This window comes from Sphingopyxis sp. JAI108 (assembly GCF_013410105.1).
GTDB lineage: Bacteria > Pseudomonadota > Alphaproteobacteria > Sphingomonadales > Sphingomonadaceae > Sphingopyxis > Sphingopyxis chilensis.
Genome location: NZ_JACCCJ010000001.1, coordinates 952648 through 972265, shown reverse-complemented (window position 1 = coordinate 972265; position 19618 = coordinate 952648). Strand labels below are relative to the sequence as shown.

Annotated in this window: 17 protein-coding genes and 1 tRNA gene; 3 read left to right on the top strand and 15 right to left on the bottom strand. The window is 66.7% G+C overall.

The genetic code is table 11. The annotated features are described in order from the left end of the window. From gspK to HDC29_RS04550, 11 genes are all read right to left on the bottom strand, one after another. Positions 1-1008 carry a type II secretion system minor pseudopilin GspK gene (gene gspK, locus HDC29_RS04600; protein ID WP_179494840.1) on the bottom strand — a complete coding sequence of 336 codons (1008 nt, stop codon included), beginning with the start codon at positions 1006-1008 and terminating at the stop codon, positions 1-3. Next, positions 1005-1613 (bottom strand): type II secretion system minor pseudopilin GspJ, encoded by a 609-nt coding sequence (gene gspJ, locus HDC29_RS04595; protein ID WP_179494838.1) that lies wholly within the window; start codon positions 1611-1613, stop codon positions 1005-1007. The genes gspK and gspJ overlap by 4 nt, the downstream gene beginning before the upstream one ends. Then, a complete protein-coding gene (gene gspI, locus HDC29_RS04590; RefSeq protein ID WP_326913545.1) occupies positions 1610-1975 on the bottom strand; it encodes a type II secretion system minor pseudopilin GspI in 366 nt (121 codons plus the stop codon). The genes gspJ and gspI overlap by 4 nt, the downstream gene beginning before the upstream one ends. Further along, positions 1965-2447 (bottom strand): GspH/FimT family pseudopilin, encoded by a 483-nt coding sequence (locus tag HDC29_RS04585; protein ID WP_179494836.1) that lies wholly within the window; start codon positions 2445-2447, stop codon positions 1965-1967. Before HDC29_RS04585 ends, gspI begins: the two co-directional genes overlap by 11 nt. Further along, positions 2422-2904 carry a type II secretion system major pseudopilin GspG gene (gene gspG / locus HDC29_RS04580; RefSeq protein ID WP_306455561.1) on the bottom strand — a complete coding sequence of 161 codons (483 nt, stop codon included), beginning with the start codon at positions 2902-2904 and terminating at the stop codon, positions 2422-2424. The genes HDC29_RS04585 and gspG overlap by 26 nt, the downstream gene beginning before the upstream one ends. Before the next feature lie 11 nt (positions 2905-2915). Further along, entirely contained in the window at positions 2916-4130 is a 1215-nt protein-coding gene (gspF, locus tag HDC29_RS04575) for a type II secretion system inner membrane protein GspF (protein WP_179494834.1), read from the bottom strand. Then, positions 4123-5616 carry a GspE/PulE family protein gene (locus tag HDC29_RS04570; RefSeq protein ID WP_179494832.1) on the bottom strand — a complete coding sequence of 498 codons (1494 nt, stop codon included), beginning with the start codon at positions 5614-5616 and terminating at the stop codon, positions 4123-4125. The genes gspF and HDC29_RS04570 overlap by 8 nt, the downstream gene beginning before the upstream one ends. Next, complete coding sequence (gene gspD, locus HDC29_RS04565) at positions 5613-7823, bottom strand: type II secretion system secretin GspD (RefSeq protein WP_179494830.1); 2211 nt, start codon at positions 7821-7823, stop codon at positions 5613-5615. Before gspD ends, HDC29_RS04570 begins: the two co-directional genes overlap by 4 nt. Positions 7824-7828: 5 nt before the next feature. Beyond that, positions 7829-8704, bottom strand: a complete 876-nt coding sequence (locus HDC29_RS04560; RefSeq protein ID WP_179494828.1) for a type II secretion system protein N — start codon at positions 8702-8704, stop codon at positions 7829-7831. Between the two features lie 286 nt (positions 8705-8990). Further along, positions 8991-11681, bottom strand: a complete 2691-nt coding sequence (locus tag HDC29_RS04555; RefSeq protein WP_179494826.1) for a TonB-dependent receptor domain-containing protein — start codon at positions 11679-11681, stop codon at positions 8991-8993. Positions 11682-11764: 83 nt separating this feature from the next. After that, positions 11765-13345, bottom strand: coding sequence for a hypothetical protein (locus HDC29_RS04550; RefSeq protein WP_179494824.1), 1581 nt, complete (start codon positions 13343-13345; stop codon positions 11765-11767). A 307-nt stretch (positions 13346-13652) separates the two neighbouring features. Here HDC29_RS04550 and HDC29_RS04545 point away from each other — a divergent pair. The 3 genes from HDC29_RS04545 to HDC29_RS04535 all read left to right on the top strand — a co-directional run bounded on the left by HDC29_RS04545 (position 13653) and on the right by HDC29_RS04535 (position 15523). After that, positions 13653-13739, top strand: a tRNA-Leu gene (locus tag HDC29_RS04545). Between the two features lie 204 nt (positions 13740-13943). Then, on the top strand, positions 13944-15110 hold the full coding sequence (locus tag HDC29_RS04540; RefSeq protein WP_218844297.1) for an iron-containing alcohol dehydrogenase: 1167 nt from the start codon (positions 13944-13946) through the stop codon (positions 15108-15110). Positions 15111-15112: 2 nt separating this feature from the next. Beyond that, positions 15113-15523 carry a GNAT family acetyltransferase gene (locus HDC29_RS04535; RefSeq protein WP_179494822.1) on the top strand — a complete coding sequence of 137 codons (411 nt, stop codon included), beginning with the start codon at positions 15113-15115 and terminating at the stop codon, positions 15521-15523. Here the strand turns inward: HDC29_RS04535 and HDC29_RS04530 are convergent. The 4 genes from HDC29_RS04530 to HDC29_RS04515 form a co-directional block, all read right to left on the bottom strand. Further along, on the bottom strand, positions 15501-15923 hold the full coding sequence (locus HDC29_RS04530; RefSeq protein WP_179494820.1) for a GFA family protein: 423 nt from the start codon (positions 15921-15923) through the stop codon (positions 15501-15503). The two genes, HDC29_RS04535 and HDC29_RS04530, sit on opposite strands and share 23 nt — an antisense overlap. A gap of 189 nt (positions 15924-16112) precedes the next feature. Then, positions 16113-17015 carry an aldo/keto reductase family oxidoreductase gene (locus HDC29_RS04525; RefSeq protein ID WP_257018040.1) on the bottom strand — a complete coding sequence of 301 codons (903 nt, stop codon included), beginning with the start codon at positions 17013-17015 and terminating at the stop codon, positions 16113-16115. A 3-nt stretch (positions 17016-17018) separates the two neighbouring features. Beyond that, complete coding sequence (locus tag HDC29_RS04520) at positions 17019-17855, bottom strand: amidohydrolase family protein (RefSeq protein WP_179494818.1); 837 nt, start codon at positions 17853-17855, stop codon at positions 17019-17021. 124 nt (positions 17856-17979) lie between these two features. After that, positions 17980-19617 carry a sulfatase-like hydrolase/transferase gene (locus tag HDC29_RS04515; protein WP_257018038.1) on the bottom strand — a complete coding sequence of 546 codons (1638 nt, stop codon included), beginning with the start codon at positions 19615-19617 and terminating at the stop codon, positions 17980-17982. Position 19618 lies beyond the last annotated feature (1 nt).

Here is a 19618-nt window from a genome sequence, read left to right as displayed (position 1 = left end):
TCAATCGGTCTCGCCCCAATCGCGGCGGACGATGACTGGCGGCGTCATTCCTGCGGACGGCGCCCCGCCATTGGCATCGATCAGCGAAATTGCGGTCAAGAAACCGTCCCCCATCGTCACATTCGTCGTCAGCGTGAGCCAGCGGCTGGTCACACCCGCCTGTTGGGCCACGTCGGTCGGCGGCTTGCGCCCTTCGAACGGCCTCGCCTCCCAGAATCGTACGCTGCTGCCATAGCCGCCCGCGGGGCGCGCCGCCAGCGCCGCCCGCGCGTCGGCGATACTGATTTCTCCGGGCAGCAACATCGCAATCAGCGGCGCCTGTTCGGGAAGAAGTGTATTCACGTTCAACTTCACCGGATCGGTCAACGGCAGCACGCAGACCCAAGGCTTGAGCCGCGCGTAGATTTTGGGGCTGACCCCGCGCACCGCGCGAAGCTCGCTGACATCGGCCATCTTTCGGTTGGCGGGCAGATAGGCACTTTGCATCGATCGATAGACATTATCCTCCGCGCCGAGCCGCCCTTCATTGCCGTCGCTGTCGATCCAGTCGGCCGCCGCCCCCGCGATCGCCTGCGCCTCGCCCGGCTCGATCCCCAGCAGCGTCATCAATTCGCCGAACTGGCGCATCGCTCCCGATCGCTGGCCGAACCGACCCGGCACCGTCTCGGCGACCAGGCTGTTGAGATTGAAACAATTATTCGCATCGGTGAGCCTCGCCCGCCCTTCTCCTCCGGGCAGCGGCAGGGTAAAATCGCGCCCCAGCCAATTGCCCGCCAGCGTCAGCTTGGCCGGATCGCGCCCGACGAGATCGGCGACCTGCCGCAGCGCGATATGTTCGGCAGCGAAAGTGTAAGCGCGTCCCTGATCGACCGTCGCCGCGCTGCCCGCGATACGCGTCGCAAGCGTCAGGCGGTCGAGCGCGGTCGCGGCGATAACCGCCATCACCGCGACGAGCAGCAGCACGCTGAGCAGCGCCGCGCCGCGTTCACCCGTCGCGTCGCGCGTCATGGTGCAGGCTCTCCAGCGACCGGCGGCGGCAGCGTCGGAGCGGTCAGGAACGACATCGTCAGCGCCTCGCGCCCCGTGCGCGTCAGCCTTACCTCCACCGCGCGCGGCAATCGGTCGCCCGGTTCCGAAATCCAGCTTTCACTCCAATTGCCCCGCTCGTCGCGATACCGCACCGCCACCGCCGCGACCTCGCCCACCAGCCGGTCCCCGTCGCCAAGCGCGGTTCCGTCGAGCATCGGCTGCGCCGCGCGGCGCCACTCTTCCCCCACAAGCGCATAGCCCACTCGCTCGACATTCGGGCGCGGGCTGCCATCGAGCGAGCCGGCGCCGCCATGCACAAAGGCAAAGCCGTTCGACGACCCGATGAAAGCCGGAATGGCCTCACCCGCGGGGCCGCGCGTCGATCGTTGGACCGCCTGCGCCAGATCGTTCGCCATCACGGCACGCAGCCGGTTGATGCCGCCCATCGCCTTCAGCCGTTCCTGCACCGCATCCTGCGTATCGACGCTGGCGCGCAAAAGGCCGACGCCCATCGCCGCGATCGCCGCGAAGATCGACAGCGCGACGAGCATTTCTACAAGCGTGAAGCCGCGTTCGTCCCTCATTGCGATGGCCGGATGATCGTCAGCGCCGCTTGCCCGCGTCCGCTTTCGGGCCGGACGAGTAGGTCGATGCGCAGCAGCGCGTTATCGGCGGTCCTGGCGACACGTTGTTCGACGCGCCAGTTGCGCCCCGCGTTGGCGACGCCGATCGCACTGTTGCCGATCGTCGGCGGGGCCGGGTCGGTCCACAGTTCGACCGCGCGGTTTTGGGCGACGATGCCCGCCATCGTGCTTTCGTCGAGGTCGCCCGCGGTGCGGATCGCATAGGCGTCGAGGCGGATCAGCGCGAGCGCGGCGATGCTGATGACGCTGAGCGCAACCAGCATTTCCAGCAGCGTAAACCCGCTTTCACGCTCACTGGCCACGACTGACCTCCCCGGTGGCGGAGACGCGCACCACTTCGCGCGCGTCGCCGCCGGCCAGCACTATGGCCTGCGGCGTCGGGCTGGTACCGACCCGGTCGAAAAGCAGGCGCGCCGCGCCGCGACCGTCGCCCGCCTCGAAGCGGACGTTGCCGGACCAGTTCCGCCGTTCGAAGGCGCGACCGGGAAGCGGCTGCCATTCGCCCGCAATCCGCCGTTCGAACCCGTAACCTGACGGCGCGAAATTGACCGCGACGCTGCGCCCCTCGATCACCGCCACATCGCGCGCGGCGGCAAGGCGCGCGGCGAGCCTGTCGGCCTCGCTGCGCACAGTGCGCTCTTCCCCGGGGATGGTCAGCACCACGGCCGTTGCCGCAAGTGCCATGATCGCGAGCACGACCATCAGTTCGACAAGGGTGAAGCCGTTGGCGGGGGGACGCGCGCGCGCCTTAATTGTCGCTGCGAATATCCGCATTGTCGTCGGTCCCGCCGGGGGCGCCGTCGGCACCGAGCGACCAGACGTCGAACGCCTTCCCGTTCGGCCCCGGCGCCTGATAATTATAAGGGCGCCCCCAAGGATCGGCGGGCAGTTTCTTGATATAGCCACCGCGGCGATAACGTTCGGGCTGCGCTAGCGCAGGCGGCGCAGTGACGAGCGCGTTCAGCCCGTCGGTCGAGGCCGGGTAGGTCAGATTGTCGAGCCGATATTGCTCGAGGGCGTTTTCGAGCGTCGAAATGTCGGCTTTCGCCTTCGTCACCATCGCGCGATCCTGGCTCGGCAGGACGTTGATCATCACCACCGTGGCGAGCAGCCCGATGATGAAGATGACGACCATCAATTCGGTCAGGGTAAAGCCGCGCTCATCCTTCTTGCGGCGGCGGTGCACGGGCGGGCGGGCGGTATCGAGCATCAGGTGAAGGAATAGCTGCATCAGCGACATTTTCATAGTCCGGCTAGGTTCTGCAACTGAAGGATCGGAAGCAGGATGGCGAGGATGATAAGGGCAACGCATGACCCCATAACGACAATTATGACAGGTTCGAGAAGCGCCATCGACGCAGCCGTAAAGCGGTCGAATTCGCGTTCGAGATAGTCGGCGGCGCGTTCGAGCATGACTTCGAGCCGCCCGGCGCTTTCACCACTCGCCGTCATATAGACGAGCAGCGGCGGAAAAACCCCGGCGTCGCGCAGCGCTGTGGACAGGCCGCCGCCGGCACGCACCTGATCGACGATATGCGCCGTCGCGCTGGCGAGCGCGGCATTGCGGATCGTCGGCACCGTCAGCTTCAGCCCTTCGACAAGCGGCAGGCGGCTCGACACCATCGTCGAGAGCGTTCGGGCGAAGCGCGCCGCATAGAGATCACGGAGCAGACGCCCCAGGAGCGGCAGACGAAGCAGCCGCGCATCGACCGCGGCCTTGAACGCCGGGCGTCGCAGCGCGGCGACCCAGCCGAACGTGGCAGCGGCGATCAGCAGCGCGATCAGCCACCACCAATTGGCGGCGAAGCTTGAAATGGCGATCACCGCGCGGGTCAGGAACGGGAGCTGTTGGCCCGTATCGGTGAATTGTTCGACGACCCGCGGAACGACGAAGATCATCAACGCCGCAACCACGCCGATCGCCACCACCGCGAGCACGATCGGATAGGCGAGCGCGGCAATCAGTTTGCCGCGGACTTCGGCCTGGCGTTCGAGCAGGTCGGCGAGGCGCGCGAGGATCGTCGTCAGGCTGCCCGTCGTCTCGCCCGCCGCGACCATCGCGCGATAGAGCGGCGGGAAGCTGGCCGGCTGACGGCCCATCGCATCGGCGAGGCGACGGCCTTCGAGCAGGCCGGCGTGGACGTCGCCGACGACGGCGCGCGCGCTTTCGGCCTCGCTCTGCCGTGTCAATGTGCGTAGCGCCTCTTCGAGCGGCGCGACTTCGGCGAGCGTCGCGAGCTGGCGCGTGAACAGCGCGAGTTCCTTGCTGCCGAGCTTGTTCTTGCGAAAGGCGAGCAGCGAGCGGCCCGTGGGCTTCGCGCCCGCCGCCTCGACCGCAACGATATGGAATTTGCGGCGGACCAGGTCCGCGCGCGCCGCGTCGTCGTTCGTGGCGGTCAGCCGTCCCTTGCGCTCGCGGCCCTGCGGATCGATCGCCACATAGCGATAATCAGGCATCGATTTCCTCGCGCCGCGCGATGCGGATCGCCTCTTCGGCGGTCGTCAGCCCCTTCGCGACCATTGCCCGCGCCGCCGAGGCGAGCGTCGGCGATTTGAGGAAGGCGTGGCGCGTGATCATCGATTCGTCGCCGCCGGCGTAGATATAGCGCCGGACGGTTTCATCGACCTTGATCGCCTCGAACACGCCGATGCGGCCCTTGAACCCTGTGCCGCCGCAGTGATCGCAGCCCTTGGGGCGCCAGATCACGGTGCCGATGTCGAGCCCGAGGATGGCGGCGACGCTGTTGTCGGCCTGCACCGGTTCGCGGCAATTGTCGCAAAGTTTGCGCACAAGTCGTTGCGCGAGGACGGCGCGGAGGGTGGAGGCTAGAAGAAAAGGCTCTACTTTCAAATCCTTAAGACGCGTTATCGCGCCCACCGCATCGTTGGTGTGCACGGTCGAGAGGACGAGGTGCCCGGTGAGCGAGGCCTGCACCGCGATGTCGGCGGTCTCGCGGTCGCGGATTTCGCCGACCATCACGACGTCGGGATCCTGGCGCAGGATGGCGCGGAGACCGGCGGCGAAGTCGAGCCCGACCTTGCTGTTCACCTGCGTCTGCCCGACGCCGTCGACGGCATATTCGACCGGATCCTCGACGGTCAGGATATTGCGCTGGCCGTCGTTGAGCTGTTTCAATGCGGCGTAGAGCGTCGTCGTCTTGCCCGATCCGGTCGGCCCGGTGACGAGGATGATGCCGTTGGGTTCGGCGAGCGCCTCGCGCAAAATCCGGTCGGCCTCGCCCGAGAGGCCGAGCACGTCGAAGTCGATCCCCGCCGCATCCTTGTCGAGGATACGCATCACGACCCGCTCGCCCGCGCGGCTGGGCAGCGTCGAGACGCGGACGTCGACCGCCTTGCCCGCGAGCGTGAGCCCGATGCGGCCGTCCTGCGGCACGCGGCGCTCGGCGATGTCGAGGCGCGCCATCACCTTGATGCGGCTGACGACGACGGGGGCGACGTGGGGCGGCATGCGCAGATGTTCGCGCAGCACGCCGTCGGCGCGCATGCGCACGACGAGCCCGCTTTCATAGGGCTCGATATGGATGTCGCTGACCCCCTGCCGCACCGCCTCCGCGATGATCGCGTTGATCAGGCGGATCGCCGGGGCGTCGTCGGCGCTGTCGAGCAGGTCCTCGGCGCTGGGGATGCCGAGATCGAGGTCGCTGCCGTCGAGCGAACCCGCCATCGCCGCGGCCGAGCTGTCGACCGCATAATGATCCGACAGCAGCCGGTCGAAATCGGCGGCGCTGGCAGTCACGACGCGCAGCGGCTGTGCGAGGTAGCGTTTGACCTCGATCAGCACCGCAGGGTCGCCGTCCTCGCGCAGCGTCGCGAGCCAGACGCCGTTTTCGCCCGGCGCGATCACGACGCCATGTGCGCGGGCAAAGCCGTAGGGAATATCAACCGGCGCCGGAGGAGGCGCCGCCGGTTCGATGTCGGTCACGGATAGTCTCCGGCAGGCGGCGTCGGCGCCTGCGACGTCGAGGGGGGAACGTCGGTCGGCGTGACGCTGCCGTCGGGACCGCGCAGTTCGGGCAGATTGACGGGGCCGACCGTGACGTCGGCCGACGTCGGCGGCGACGGCGGGGTCGTGCCCATATAGTCGCGCACCAGCGTGTCGATCGCGGGTTCGACGTCGGGATTCCGCTGCAGCTGGAAATTGCGGATATAGCCATAGCGGCGCGCGGTGAGCGCGGCATTGTCCTCGCGGCTTTTCAGGATGGTCGGGCGGATGAAGACCATAAGGTTGGTCTTCGCGCGCGTCCGGCTACGCGATTTGAACAGCTCGCCGATGAGCGGGATGTCGCTGAGCAGCGGAATGCGTTCGATCGTCCGGCGCTCGTCGTCGTTGAGCAGGCCGCCGATCGCGAGGATTTCGCCGTCATCGACGGTCAGCACGGTTTCGAACGAGCGCTTGTTGAGGATGAGGTCGCTGTTGCGCGAGGATACCGGCCCCGCGACGCTCGACACTTCCTGGCGAAGGAAGAGCTTGACCTCGCCCGCGCCGTTGACCTGCGGCGTGACGTCGAGCTTGATGCCGACCTCTTCGCGCTGCACGGTGCGGAAGGCTTCGTCGAAATTGTCGGAAAGCGCTTCGCCCGTCGTGATCGGCACTTCCTGCCCGACGAGGAATTTCGCCGCCTGATTGTCGAGCGTGACGATGTGCGGCGTCGCGAGCAGGTTCGACGTCGTGTCCGATTTCACGGCATTGATGATCGCGCCGAAGATGGTGTTCTTGCCGATGTCACCCGCGAAGCCGGCAAAGCCGCCGGTCGCCGAAAGCAGCGACGCTGCGGCGGCTTCCTGCAAACTGTTGCCGAGCGCGCTCGACGTCTGGGTAACGACCGTGGTGCCGTCGACGGTTGTCGTTTCCTGCTGAAGCTGTGTCGACGCATAGGCGCCGCCGAGCGTCAATATGTTCGGCGACGCATTGCTGTAGCTCGTCGCGACGAACGGGATATTCTTGCCGCCGAGCAGGAACTGGACGCCGAGGCGTTTTGCGGCATCGTCGCCGATCTCGACGACGATCGCCTCGACGAGCACCTGTTGGCGGCGACTGTCGAGCTGGCGGATCAGTTCGCCGAGCATTCGCTGCACTTCGCTGTTGGCGGCGACAATGATCGCATTGGCGCCTTCGTAACGCGTGACGATGGCGGGACCACGGGTCGAGATGCTGCCGGTGCCGCCCGCGCCGGTCGATGCCGACGTGGTCGCCGCGGGTGCCGGCGCGGGTGTGCTGTTGCCGCCCGACGACGAGGAAGAGGACGACGACGTCGCTGGCGGCAGGCCGGCCTTTTGCGCCGGGTCGCTGCCGCCGCCGATCAGTTGCTGGAGCGTCGGAAGCAGGGTTTCGGCATTGGCATGTTCGAGCCAGTAGACGCGCAGTTCGGTGCCCCCCGCCGCCTTGGCATCGAGATCGTTCGCCATCGAAACGAAGCGCGCGACAAGCGCCTGGTCGCCCCGGAGCGCGATCGCGTTGCTGCTGTCGATCGGGACGATCGCGACCGGCGCGCGCGCGCCCTCGCCCGCTGCCGGGACGAGCGCCTGCAACGCGGCGGCGATTTCGCGCGCGCCCGCGTTTTTCAGCGTCACGATCTGGCTGGTCGAGCTGTCGCGGTCGATGCTCGACGCAAGCGCCCGGATGCGGCGGATATTGTCGGCGAAGTCGGCGACGACGAGGCTGTTGGCGTTGCGGTTCGCGGTCAGCGAACCTTGCGCGCTGACGAGCGGGCGCAGCGTTTCGACCGCAGCGACGGCGTCGATATGGCGGAGGCGGATGATTTCGGTGACGAACTGGTTCTGCGCCGCGCCGCCGCTGCCGATGCGGCCGGGCTGTGCCGCGGCGCCGTCGATCGGCTGGACGCGGTAGCTGCCGTTCGGCCCCGGCACCGCGACGAGGCCGTTCGAGCGCAAGGTGGCAAGGAATATCTCGAAATATTCGCTGCGCGACAGCGGCCGGTCGGTGACGACCGACACCTTGCCGTTGACGCGCCCGTCGATGACGAAGGTGCGCCCGGTGATCCGCGCCGCGTCCTGGATGAAGGCGCGGATGTCGGCGTCGCGGACGTTGAGCGTATATTGGGCGACCGCGGGTGCCGGCGTGGCGGAAACGAGCGCGGCGGCGAGCATGAGAGATAGTTTAAGACGCATAAACCCTATTGCTTCGACAGGAAGATGGCGACGGGAACGACGCTGGCGCCGCGTTCGACCTCGAGCGCGATGCGCGCGCCCGGGGCAAGTTGGTTGGCAAGCCCCGCGATGTCGCTCGCCGAGCTGATCGGGCGGCCGTTCACCGAACGGACGACATCGCCGGGGCGCAGCCCCGCGGCGCGGAACGCCGCCCCGTCGCCCTGCGGCTGGACGACGACCCCGGTGACGCGGCCCTCTTCGGTACGCGGGGCGAAACCGATCCCGGCCTTGATCGCCGCGGGAGTCATTTCGCCGCTGGTGCCGCTGGGCGCCGCGCCGATCTCGGGCGTCGGCGCGGGAAGCGCACCCCCGGGGCTGGCAACGGGCGCCTCGCCGCTTTGGTCGAGAAACAGGCTTTCGCGCGCACCGCCGCGGTCGAGCAGCACATGGTCGAAAGCGACGCCGGCGAGTTTCAGCCCCGGCGCGATCTCTTCGCCGACGGCGTAGCTGGTCTGCACCCCGTCCTCGCCCGCGATGATCGCCGAACCGCCGCCGGTCGCTTCGTTGAGGTTGATCCCGAAAAGCGTGAGCCCGGCCGAGGTGACGGTCGCGGTGGCGGGCCCCTGAACATTGCCGCGAAAAAAGGGATCGAGGCTGGAGAAAAGCGCGCGCCGTTCGGCGGGCGATGCGATGACGGCGGTCTGCGGCTGCCACGCGCCGAGCGGCGACAATGGGGTGAGGAGGGTCCAGAGCAGGCGGACGCATTGCCAGATCAAGAGCGCGCCGAGCAGGCCCACGACCAGCATCGGCCAGATTTCGCGCGGGGTCCGCTTTCGCGCACGCAGCCACGAAGGCAGCGCGCGCGGCAGCCGAATGGCCGATCCGGACATCAGCGTTGCCATGTGGTTATCTGTCCCCCAACCGAAAAAGCATCTCGCGAATCGCCTAGGGGCGATTGGTGACAATCAGTTGACGGGAAGATTACAGTTTTTTGTCAGTCGGGCGAGTCCGGTGCGGCGGGCGGGGGCGAAGCACCGAACTCTCCTCATTTCGTTATCCCGGCGAAGGCGGGGATGACGGGCGGGTGGAGCCATCGGCCTTGCGCACGGCCGATGCCCCCCACCCCCTGCGCCCCGGATCAGGTCCGGGGCTCGCTGCCCTCCCCTGAAGGGGAGGGCGTCAGTTGGGTCAAAATTTGATCGAGGCGCTGAGCGAGAAGGTCCGGCCCAGCTTGTAGCGGTTGAAATAGATCTTGTTGTCGCCCGAGGTCTGGACTTCCTGATATTTGCGCCCCGTCAGGTTGCGCGCCTCGAACTTCAGCTCGATTTCCTTGTTGAGCAGGTTGATGCCCTGGCGCGCGACGAAGTCGAGCTGGATGCCCGGCTTTTCCTTGAGGTCGGGCTGACCCGACGGACCGCGGCTGGTCACGCGCGGGCTGGCATAGGTCAGGAGCAAGGTCTGCTGCGAGAGCCTGTCCTGATCTTCGAGCCCGATCTGGAAATTGACCAGATGGTCCGACTGGCCGGTCAGCGGCGAGCCGTCGAAGAAGAAGATGTCGGCCGGACGCTCGACGCCGTTGACGAAGGTGACATCGTCCTCGCCGACCTGGATGTCCGACTGGGTATAGGTGTAGTTGCCGATCAGGACGAGCCGGCGGCTCTGCCAGAAGGGCGCGTCCGACAATGTGTCGAGCGGGAAATATTTCTGCACCTCGAATTCGGCGCCATAGAGCGTCGCCTTCGGCGCATTGGCATAGCTGGTGCTGACCTGGTTGTCCGACGCCGAGGTATAGGCCTCGATCGGGTTATCGATCGATTTGTAGAAGCCCGCGACGGTCAACCGCTGGTCGCGGTCGAAATACCATTCGTAGCGCAGTTCGGCATTCCACAGCTCGCTGTCGGACAGCGAGGGGTTGCCGCGATAGAGGCGGTTCGATTCGGGGTCGAGATAGACCTGCGCGACCAGTTCGCGGAACTGCGGCCGGGCGATCGTCTTTGACCCGTTGAGGCGCAGCTGCATGTCAGGCGCCATTTCCCAGGTGAGCGTCACCGCCGGCAGCCAATAGTCGTTGTCGAGATCGGTCGGCACGAACACCGACGAACCGGTGTTGAACAGGTCGACCGGCACGACGGTCTGCTTTGCCGTCTCGTAGCGGACGCCGGCGTTGATATTGACGCTGGGCACGATTTCGGCCTGCAGCTGTGCATAGCCGGCGTGCGTCGTCAGATTGGCGTCGAATGCCGCCGCGCCGTCCTGGGCCGAGGTTTCGACCAGCCGTATATCATAGAGCTGGATCGAGGCGTCGGAGAGCAGGTAATCGGGTCGCAATTGCTGCACCTCGATCGGCAGATTCTGCGCGCGGAACAGGAAGTCGCGGCGCACCGAGGTGCGGTGCGTGTCGCTATAGGCATAGCCGACCGTCGCGGTGATCCGCGGCGCCAGTTCGTAGGACAGATCGACGCCGCCCGACCAGAGATCCTCATTGAGGTCCGAAAAGGAGATGCCGGCCGAACCGCGATTGCCGCCAAGGTCGTTGACGAACTTGTCGCCCACGGGATCGACGTCGGTGGGCAGGTTGGTGCGGACATAGGTGAAGCTGCGCTCATAGGGCGCCTCGCGCTGCGAATTGGCATAGCCGCCGCGCAGGTCGAGCTGGATCTGGTCGAAGTCGAATTCGGCGACGAGCTGGGTGTTGATCAGCTGGCGTTCGTACCAGGCGGTGTCCTGCTGCAGGATATCGCGGTCGGACTGGTTGCGGTTGGTGCCGAGACCGAGGCGCGACTGCTTCAGCGTGTCGCGGATATAAAGATTGGTCCAGCGGAACTTGTGATCGCCAAGCTCGAGCCCGAAACCGAGCAGGCCGTTGACGACGATGCGGTTGTCGGTGACGACGCGGTTGAAATTGGTCTGCGGTTCACCCGACAGGTCGGTTTCGAGCGACGTCTGCTGGAGCGTGTCGCGCGTGCGCCATTTGTTGCTGATGCCCGCCGTCGCGATGATGCCGAGCTCGCCGTCGGGGAGCTGGATCGTCGTGCCGCCGGTCACGCCCGCCGACCAGTTGACCGGGATGTGGTTGTTCTGCTGGAGCAGGCTCGTCTCGGCGTTGACCAGTTCCATCTGGATCGCCTTGAGGTCGTCGAGGCTGAAGTCGGCGCCTTCGAGGATCGGCTTGCCGCTGGCAAAGGCCGCCTTCAGCAGCGGCGGGACGTCGCGCGTGCCGTCGTCGAAACCGGTCCAGTCGGTGTCGCTGCCATAATAGGTATAGCCAAGCTCGTTCGTCGTCTCGCTGTCCCAGCCGATGCCGCCCGAAAAGGTCAGGAAGGTCTCGCGCGGGGTCGACTTGGTCGTGAGGTTGATCACGCCGCCGCCGAACTCGCCGGGGAAATTGACCGAATAGCTTTTCTGCACCAGCGTCGAATCGATGACGTTGGTGGGAAAGATGTCGAGCGGGACGACGCGCTTCAGCGGTTCGGGGCTGGGCAGCGGCGAGCCGTTCAGGAGCGCGAGCGAATAACGGTCGCCGAGGCCGCGGACATAGACGAAGCCGCCGCCGACCACCGACAGGCCGGTCACGCGCTGCAGCGAACCCGAAATATCGCCTTCGCCGGTGCGCGCGATGTCGGCGGAGGAGAGGACCGACACGACCTCGGGGGTCGCGCGGACGACATTGGGGGTATAGCGGCCGGTCACGACGATTTCGGCGTCGGCGCCGCCGGGGATCGACACATCGACCTCTTCCTCGGCCGCATCGGTCGCCGGGTCGGCGGGCGGCGTTTCGGCGGGCGCGGGATCGGGCTCGGCCGTCTGGGCGAGCACCGCGGGCGACACCAGCGCCGACGAAAGGAGCAGGAAGCTGGCGAATAGCGACCGCTTGGTCATGTTGGATAACCCCTATTGGCAGATTGAAATGGGGGCGGGGCGCGCCCGTGGTGCGCCCCGCCCCGGTATCGGACGTCGGCGCGTCAGGTTACGGGGATGTCGGTGCAGTTGCCGCTGGTGTCGCCGAACGACGCCGTGGCGGAATTGCAGGTCCAGCCCGCGTACCAGGTGTCGTTGGCGTCGGCGACCGCGCCGACATAGGCCGTCGTGTCGAAGAAGCTCGCGAGCGTCTTGGCATCGAACGGCGTCAGCGCGGTTTCGGTCGCACCGTTGACGAACAGGTCGGTCAGGCTCGGCGTGTAGGTCGAGCTGTTGTTCGTGCCGAGTTCGAAGATCGCGCGGACCGCGGCGTCGTCGGGACCATTCGAGCCGCGGAACGGACGGTCGTTGCACTGCATCGACACCGACTGGAACACCGGCGGGCCGTTTTCGTCGAGCGCCGGGTCGGCGGGCTGCACCGTGGTGGCGCTGTCGATGCGGATGCACGACGCGCCGGTGGTGATCAGGCCGTTGGCGAAGGTGTAGTCGGCGCCGCCGCGGATGCGGATCGCGGCGCCGTTGCCGGCCGCTGCGTTGCGGTGGATGAAGGTGAAGTTTGCGATATTCACTTCCTGACGCGGAACCGCATCTTCATCGCCGTCGGAGTCGATTTCCATGATCGAGTCGCCGACCGTGCCGCCGGCACGCTGGACGGCGATCGCATATTGGATATTGCCCTTGTAGCCGACGTCGGTGTCGAAGCTGTCGTCCTCGGCCCCGGTGACGACGAGATGCTTGAAGTTCGGACGGCCGCCGAACACTTCCATGCCGTCGTCCGAGCTGTTGTGCATCTGGATATGGTCGAACTGGGTCGCCGAACCGACGCCCGACGGGGTCAGGCCCTGCAATTCGCTGTCGGGCGACAGGTTGAAGCCCGAATAGCGGATCTGGACATAGCTCATACGGCCCGAGTTATCGTTGGTGATCTCGCCGCCGTAGAGCGCGTTCGACGTGCCTTCGGTGTCGCGTTCGCAGTCGTTGGTGCCGGGAACCGCGCCCGCCGCGTCGCAATCGGTGATCGGCGCGCGGCCGAGCAGGACGACGCCGCCCCACAGCTGCGACGTGTTATCGGTCGCCGAGCCGACGACGTTGCCGCGGCCGGTGAAGACGATCGGCTGCGTCGGGGTGCCGACGGCGTCGATCTTGTTGCCGCGGTTGACGGCGAGGAAGGCGGTGCCGGTCGAGGCGAAGATGGTGACGCCCGGATCGATCGTCAGCGTGACGTCGGCGGTATCGCCGGCTTCTTCGGTCGGACCCTGGTCGCTACCGACATCGACGCGGCCGGGAAGCGAATAGATCACGCCGTCGACCTTCGGAATCGCGGTCGTCGAGTTGAACTTCGCGGGGAAGCCGCAGTTGCGCCAGGTGCCCTGCGGGCCCGAAATGGTGCCAAGGTCGGCGAGCTGGTCGGCGCCGTTGATGGCCGGGCAGGCGTCGGCCGGGGTCACGCCGGTCGGCGTGGGGGTCGGCGTCGGGGTCGGAGTGGGCGCCGGGGTCGGGGTCGGCGCGGGAATGACGATCACGCCTTCACCGGGCGACGCGACGCCATCGGCGCCGCACGCCGCAAGAATGGAACAGGCCACGCCGCTAAGCATGACCAAACGAATGCGTGCGAAAGCCGCCATGAAAATCTCCGTTCCCGGTGTGCGCCTGCGCGCCCCTGATGAAAAACACGCCGCGAGCAAGAATAAGGATTGTCGTCTCGCCCCCGGTGAGGCCGCCACTAGGGTGATTCGATGACGGTCTGACGCCAGAGCCGTGACACTTGCATGACTCTTTCGAGTCGCTTTGATGACAAGCGCGGCGGCCGTAGGGCGTGCCCGTTCGCACCTGCAAAAATAAAAGCGGCGAAGCTCGCTTGCATCGCCCCGAAAGCTTTGCTAGGCGCCCGCTCCTACCTGGTGCCGGACCCGATCCGGACCATCATGATGTGCGGTCGTGGCGGAACTGGTAGACGCGCAACGTTGAGGTCGTTGTGGCCGAAAGGCCGTGGAAGTTCGAGTCTTCTCGACCGCACCATCATTACCGGAAACCGAAGCCGATGCCGGGGCTGACAGGTGCCGGCCAGCTTCGCCCCCCATCCCGATAGATTTTTGATGACGCCCGCCCGGCCGCCTCGCGCGAAGCCGCGCGTCCCCAATGCGGCGATTTCCTGCCGGCTCCAATGAGGCTAGGTAGTGGGCGAACAAGAGGGACGCATATCGTCCTCGAGGAGATGGACCGTTGAATATCGCCAGCATCGCCCTGCCCCGCATCTTCCGCATCGGCGGCGGCGCGTCGAAGCAATTGCCCGAAGTGCTCGCAAGCCTGGGCCTGTCGCGGCCGTTGATCGTGACCGATGCCTATCTGATGAGCAGCGGGCGCGTCGCCGAGCTGGAGAACGGGCTGGCGGCGGCGGGGATCGCGGCGCGCGCGTTCGCCGATACGGTGCCCGACCCGACGGTGGCGTCGGTCGATGCGGGCGTGGCTTTTTTGAAAGCGGGCGAACATGACTGCGTCGTCGGATTTGGCGGCGGCAGCCCGCTCGACAGCGCGAAGGCGATCGCGCTGCTCGCGAGCCACGGCGGCGCGATGGCCGATTACAAGGCGCCGCATGTCCAGGACGCGCCGGGACTGCCCGTCATAGCGATCCCGACGACCGCGGGCACGGGATCGGAAGCGACGCGCTTCACGATCATCACCGACGAGGCGACCGACGAGAAGATGCTGTGCCCGGGGCTCGCCTATCTGCCCGTCGCGGCGCTCGTCGATTATGAGCTGACCTTTACCAAGCCGGTGCGGCTGACCGCCGATACGGGCATCGATTCGCTGACGCACGCGATCGAGGCCTATGTGTCGAAGCGCGCGAACCCGTTCAGCGACGGCATGGCGCTGCTCGCAATGCGCGCGATCGCACCCAATCTGCGCCGCGTGTGCGGCGACCCGATGGACGCGGCGGCGCGCGAGGCGATGATGCTGGGCGCGACGCAGGCGGGGATCGCCTTTTCGAACAGCTCGGTCGCGCTGGTGCACGGGATGAGCCGGCCGATCGGGGCGCATTTCCATGTGCCGCACGGGCTGTCGAACGCGATGCTGCTACCCGCGGTGACCGCCTGGTCGGCGCCTGCCGCGCTCCATCGCTATGCCGATTGCGCGCGGGCGATGGGGATCGCCGACGAGGCCGAGGGCGACCAGTCGGCGGTCGCGCGCCTGCTCGACGAGCTGGCAGCCTTGAATCGCGAGCTGGAGGTACCGGGGCCGGCGGCGTGGGGCATCGACGCGGCGCGCTGGGAGGCGCTGGTGCCGACGATGTGCGCGCAGGCGGCCGCATCGGGCTCGCCCGCGAACAATCCGCGCGTGCCCGACGTCGAAGAGATGGCGATGCTCTATGCGCAGGTCTGGGCGGGCTAGTCATGGAAATCCGGCGTTATGCGGCATCCGACTTCGGCGGGGTGAAACGGCTTTGGGAAGAGGCGTTTCCGAACGATCCGCCCTGGAACCGCGCCGAAGTGGCGATCCCCGCCAAGCTCGCATTTCAGCCCGGCCTGTTTTTCGTGGCGCTGGAGGGGGACGCGGTGATCGGATCGGTGATGGCGGGGTACGACGGGCATCGCGGCTGGCTTTATTCGGTCGCGGTCCGGCGGACGTGCGAGCGCGGCGGGGTCGGAACGGCGCTCGTCCGCGAAGCCGAACGGGCGCTACGCGCGCTCGGATGCGAAAAGATCAACCTGCAGGTCCGCGCGGCGAACGAAGATGTCGTCCGATTCTATCGGGCGCTGGGATATGCGGTCGAGGATCGCATCAGCCTTGGCCGGCGACTTTAGGGTGAGGGTTTTGCGGATGTTCCGGCAGCGGAAGGTCGAGCCACGCGTGGCGATGATCGGCCCATACCGCCTGTTCGGGCATCGGAAAGTCGCGATCGGCAAAGGCGCCCGCCGCAACCCCGATCAGGTGCGGGAGCCGGTCGGGTTCCCACCAGAGCGACGACCCGCAGTCGGGGCAGAAATGGAAGGACACGTCGCGGCCGCTGGCGGACGGACGCCGGAAGGCCCTGGCGCCGGCGACGGGCAGTTCCACGCGGTCGCGCGGGAAAAAGGCCGCGACACTGAAGAGCGATCCGGTTCGCCTTTGGCAATCGAAGCAATGGCAGAGCGAAACCTTCGCGGGCTCGCCGGTGCAGGTGAGGACCAGCTTGCCGCAATGACAGGAGGCGGTGCGTTCCATGGCGGGAAGGCATATCACCGCGGGCCGGGCAAACAAGACCGGCGTCCCGCCTGCAATTCGCGCTTCATTCATTGACCCGCAAGCCGCACCCTGCTTAAGCGCGCTCGCCCCGCCTCCCGCTCTCCTACGTCTCGATGTGGAGGTGGGGCATCTCCTTCAGAAATCGCGTCATTGCGAGCCGCGAAAACGTCAGGGCAGCCGCTCTCCCATCGAGACTTGCAGCACGGCATACCATTCGGCGCGCGTCCAGCGCGGCATGAACGCCTGCGGGATTTCCCGGATTCGTTCGATCGTCTGCGTGCCGACGATCGGGATCGGGCGCGCGGGATGCGCCATCACCCAGCTGTAGGTGGCCGCGGCGCGCGAGACCCCATATTCGGCGGCCTTGGCGTCGAGCAGCCCGGCGATCGCCTGGCCGCGCTCGTCCGCCGGATCGCCGAGGCGGCCGCCGCCGAGTGGCGACCAGGCCAGAAAGGCCATCCCCTGCCCCATCGACTGGTCGAGGAGGCCGTCGAATAGCGGGGCGAGATGGAGCGGCGAAAATTCGCTCTGATGGCTTACCACCGGCACGGGAAGGAAGCGGGCCAGCGCCAACGTCTGCGACGGGGTGAAATTGGAGACGCCGAACGCGCCGACCTTGCCCGCCCGGTGCGCCTCCTCGAGCGCGCGCGCGACCTCCTGCGGGTGGGTGAGCAGGTCGGGACGGTGGATCTGCCACAATTCGACCCGGTCGGTGCGCAGGCGGCGGAGCGAGGCGTCGAGCGCCGACGCCAGATAGGGGGCGCTGCTGTCATAGGGTACGCCGGGAATGATCCCGCCCTTCGTCGCGAGGACCATCCGGTCGCGAAGCCCCGGGGCTTCGGCGAAGACTTCGCCGAGCAAGGCTTCGGCCGAGCCGAAACCGCCGGGCGTGTCGAAGCCGTAGATGTCGGCCGTGTCGAACAGCGTCACGCCCGCGTCGAACGCCGCGTCGATGCGTGCGCGGGCGGTGGCGAGGTCGACGCCGGCAAAGCGCCACATACCCCAGGCGATGGGCACAAGCTCGTGCCCGGCGACGCTCAGCTTGGCGGGGGCGGGAAGATGAACCGGCATCGGTCAGAGTCCAAGCAGCTTGCGGGCGTTGCCCGAGCGGATCTTCGCGCGCTCCGCATCGGTGAGATCGAGCTTGGCGAAGGCCTCCAGCGTCTTGGGCAGCGAAATTTGCGGGAAGTCCGATGCGAGCAGCACATGATCGACCCCGACGTTGCGGATCGTCCAGACATATTCTTCTTCGATCGGCGAATCGGCGGCGAGGATCACGCTCGCCGAAAGGTCGAAATAGATATTGTCGGCGAAGAGATTTTCAGCGGTGCGCGCGAGCGCAAGGATGTTCCAGAAGCGGAAGGCGAGCCCGCCCATATGGCCGAAGATGAACTTCGTCTTCGGCGCCGCGAGCGCAAGGTTGAAGAGCTTCTCGTTATCGGCGGGGACGATGCTCGCATTGTCCATCACGACCGTCATTCCCTTGTCACCCGCGCGCTTGACGAGCGTCAGCACGCGCGGATCGGCGGTGTCGAATTTCTGCGTATGCGGATGGATCTTGAGCAGGCGGACACCGCGCGCGGCAACGCGGTCGACCTCGGCCAGCGCAGCCTCGCCGTCATAGGGGTGGACCGTCGCGATCGCGATCATGTCGGGGTTCTTCGCAGCGAGCGCGATCAGGGCGTCATTGCGACTGGCTATGTCCGCCGGATTGCCCGCGAGCGCCTGATTCGGGCCGCCGAACCACATCGCGCCGAAAGCCGCGACGGGCTGGTTCGCCGCCTTTAGCTGCGCCCGATATTCGGCGAGCGACGCTTCGCCCTTGTGCAGGTGGACGTGGGTGTCGACGACAGCGTCCTGCGCGAAGGCAGGCGCCGAAAGCAAGGCGATCGAAAGCAGCAGGGCTCGCATGATATCTCCGGGTGCGCGAAACAATATGCCCGCCCTGCCACAAAGCGATCACCGGGCCAATTACCTCGCGGGCCGCACCCCGCCGCTTTCAGCCCAAGGCGGGCGTTGGCTGGCGCAGCGCGCCTCAATTGGTCCAGTAGATATAATCCTGTCCGTCCTTCCACGGCGCGTCGAGCGGCACGTCGATGCGTATCGGCCCTTCGACGAGGCCCGGCCAGATCGGTTTCGCCATGCCCTTGTTCTGCGCCTCGATCAGCGCGCGGAGCGCGGCGACGCGCTGCGGGTCGCTCGCGGCGAGATCGTGGCGCTCGGTCGGGTCGGCGGCGAGGTTGTAGAGGCGCGCCTTTTCGGGGCGCTTCGTCACCTGCAATTTCCAGTCACCCGCGCGCACCGCGCGATAGTTGCCCGAGCGCCAGAACATCGCGGGCCGCTTCGCGGGGGTGGCGAGGATATTTTCGCTGTCGATCGTCCGGTCCTCCGGCAGTTTCGCGCCGCCCGCCGCGGCAATCGTCGCGAAGATATCGAGATGGCCGGTGACATCGGCGCGCTGCGTCCCCGCCGCGATCCCGCCCGGCCAGCGCATGAAGAGCGGCGTGCGGATGCCGCCTTCGAAGAAGGTCGCCTTCCAGCCGCGGAACGGCGCGTTCAGGCCCTGGATCCCGTTATACCAGGCGCCGCCGTTGTCGCTGGTGAAGATGACAAGCGTATTGTCGTCGATCCCCGCATCTTTCAGCTTTGCCATCACGTCGCCGATGCGGCGGTCGAGCTGCGCGATCATCGCGCCATAGACGCGTGCCTTGTGATCCTTGATCTGCGGCAGCCGGTCGTAATCGGCCTTCGTCGCCTGCAAGGGCGTATGCGGGGCGTTGAAGGCTAGGTACATGAAGAAAGGCCGGTTCCGGTTCGCCTCGATCGCCTTGATCGCCTCGTCAGCGAAATAGTCGGTCATATGCCCCTTGGGATGGAAACGCTTGCTGCCGTTGAACGTGACCGCGTGGCGAAGGTTCGCCCAGATGAAGCGGTCGATCGGGTCCCACGGCAGCTTGGCGTTGACCGTGTCCGGGTCGTCCTCGGGAAGGAACATCGCCGCGCCCGCGAGGATCGCGAGGCTTTCGTCGAAGCCCTGGGCCTGCGGCTGGAGTTTGGGCGACTCGCCCAGATGCCATTTACCGATGTGAAGCGTGTGATAACCCGCCGCCTTCACCGCCTCGGCGATCGTCACCTCGCTCGCGGGGACGCCCATGTCGGGATAGGCGGGAATGTCGGGGGTGATCAGCTCGTCGTGGAAGATCGCCCGGTGCGGGCCGACGCCCTCGCCATGCGCGAGATTTTCGGCGAACTCGACGGGAACCGCCGTATATTCGAAGCCGAAGCGGGTCGGATAGCGCCCGGTCATCATCGCCGCGCGCGACGGCGAACAGGTCGCGTTCGCGGCATAGGCGGTGGTGAAATTGACGCCCTCGCGCGCGAGCGCGTCGATGTTCGGCGTCTTGACGACCCCCGCCACCCCGCCGCCATTGAGGCTGATGTCGTTGTAACCCAAATCATCGGCGACGATCAGGATGATGTTCGGCAGCCGCTTGCCCTCCGGCGGGTTGGCGGGGCCTTGCTGCCAGCTGATCGCGCGATGGGGCTGCACCGGGTCGTTCCAGTCCTGAAGAACGCCGGGCAGCCGGTATTTATTCGCCTCAAAGGCCCAATATCCGCCCGCGCCGGCCAGTAACAATGCGCCGAGGGCGACCCATTTTCTCTTCATCATCATC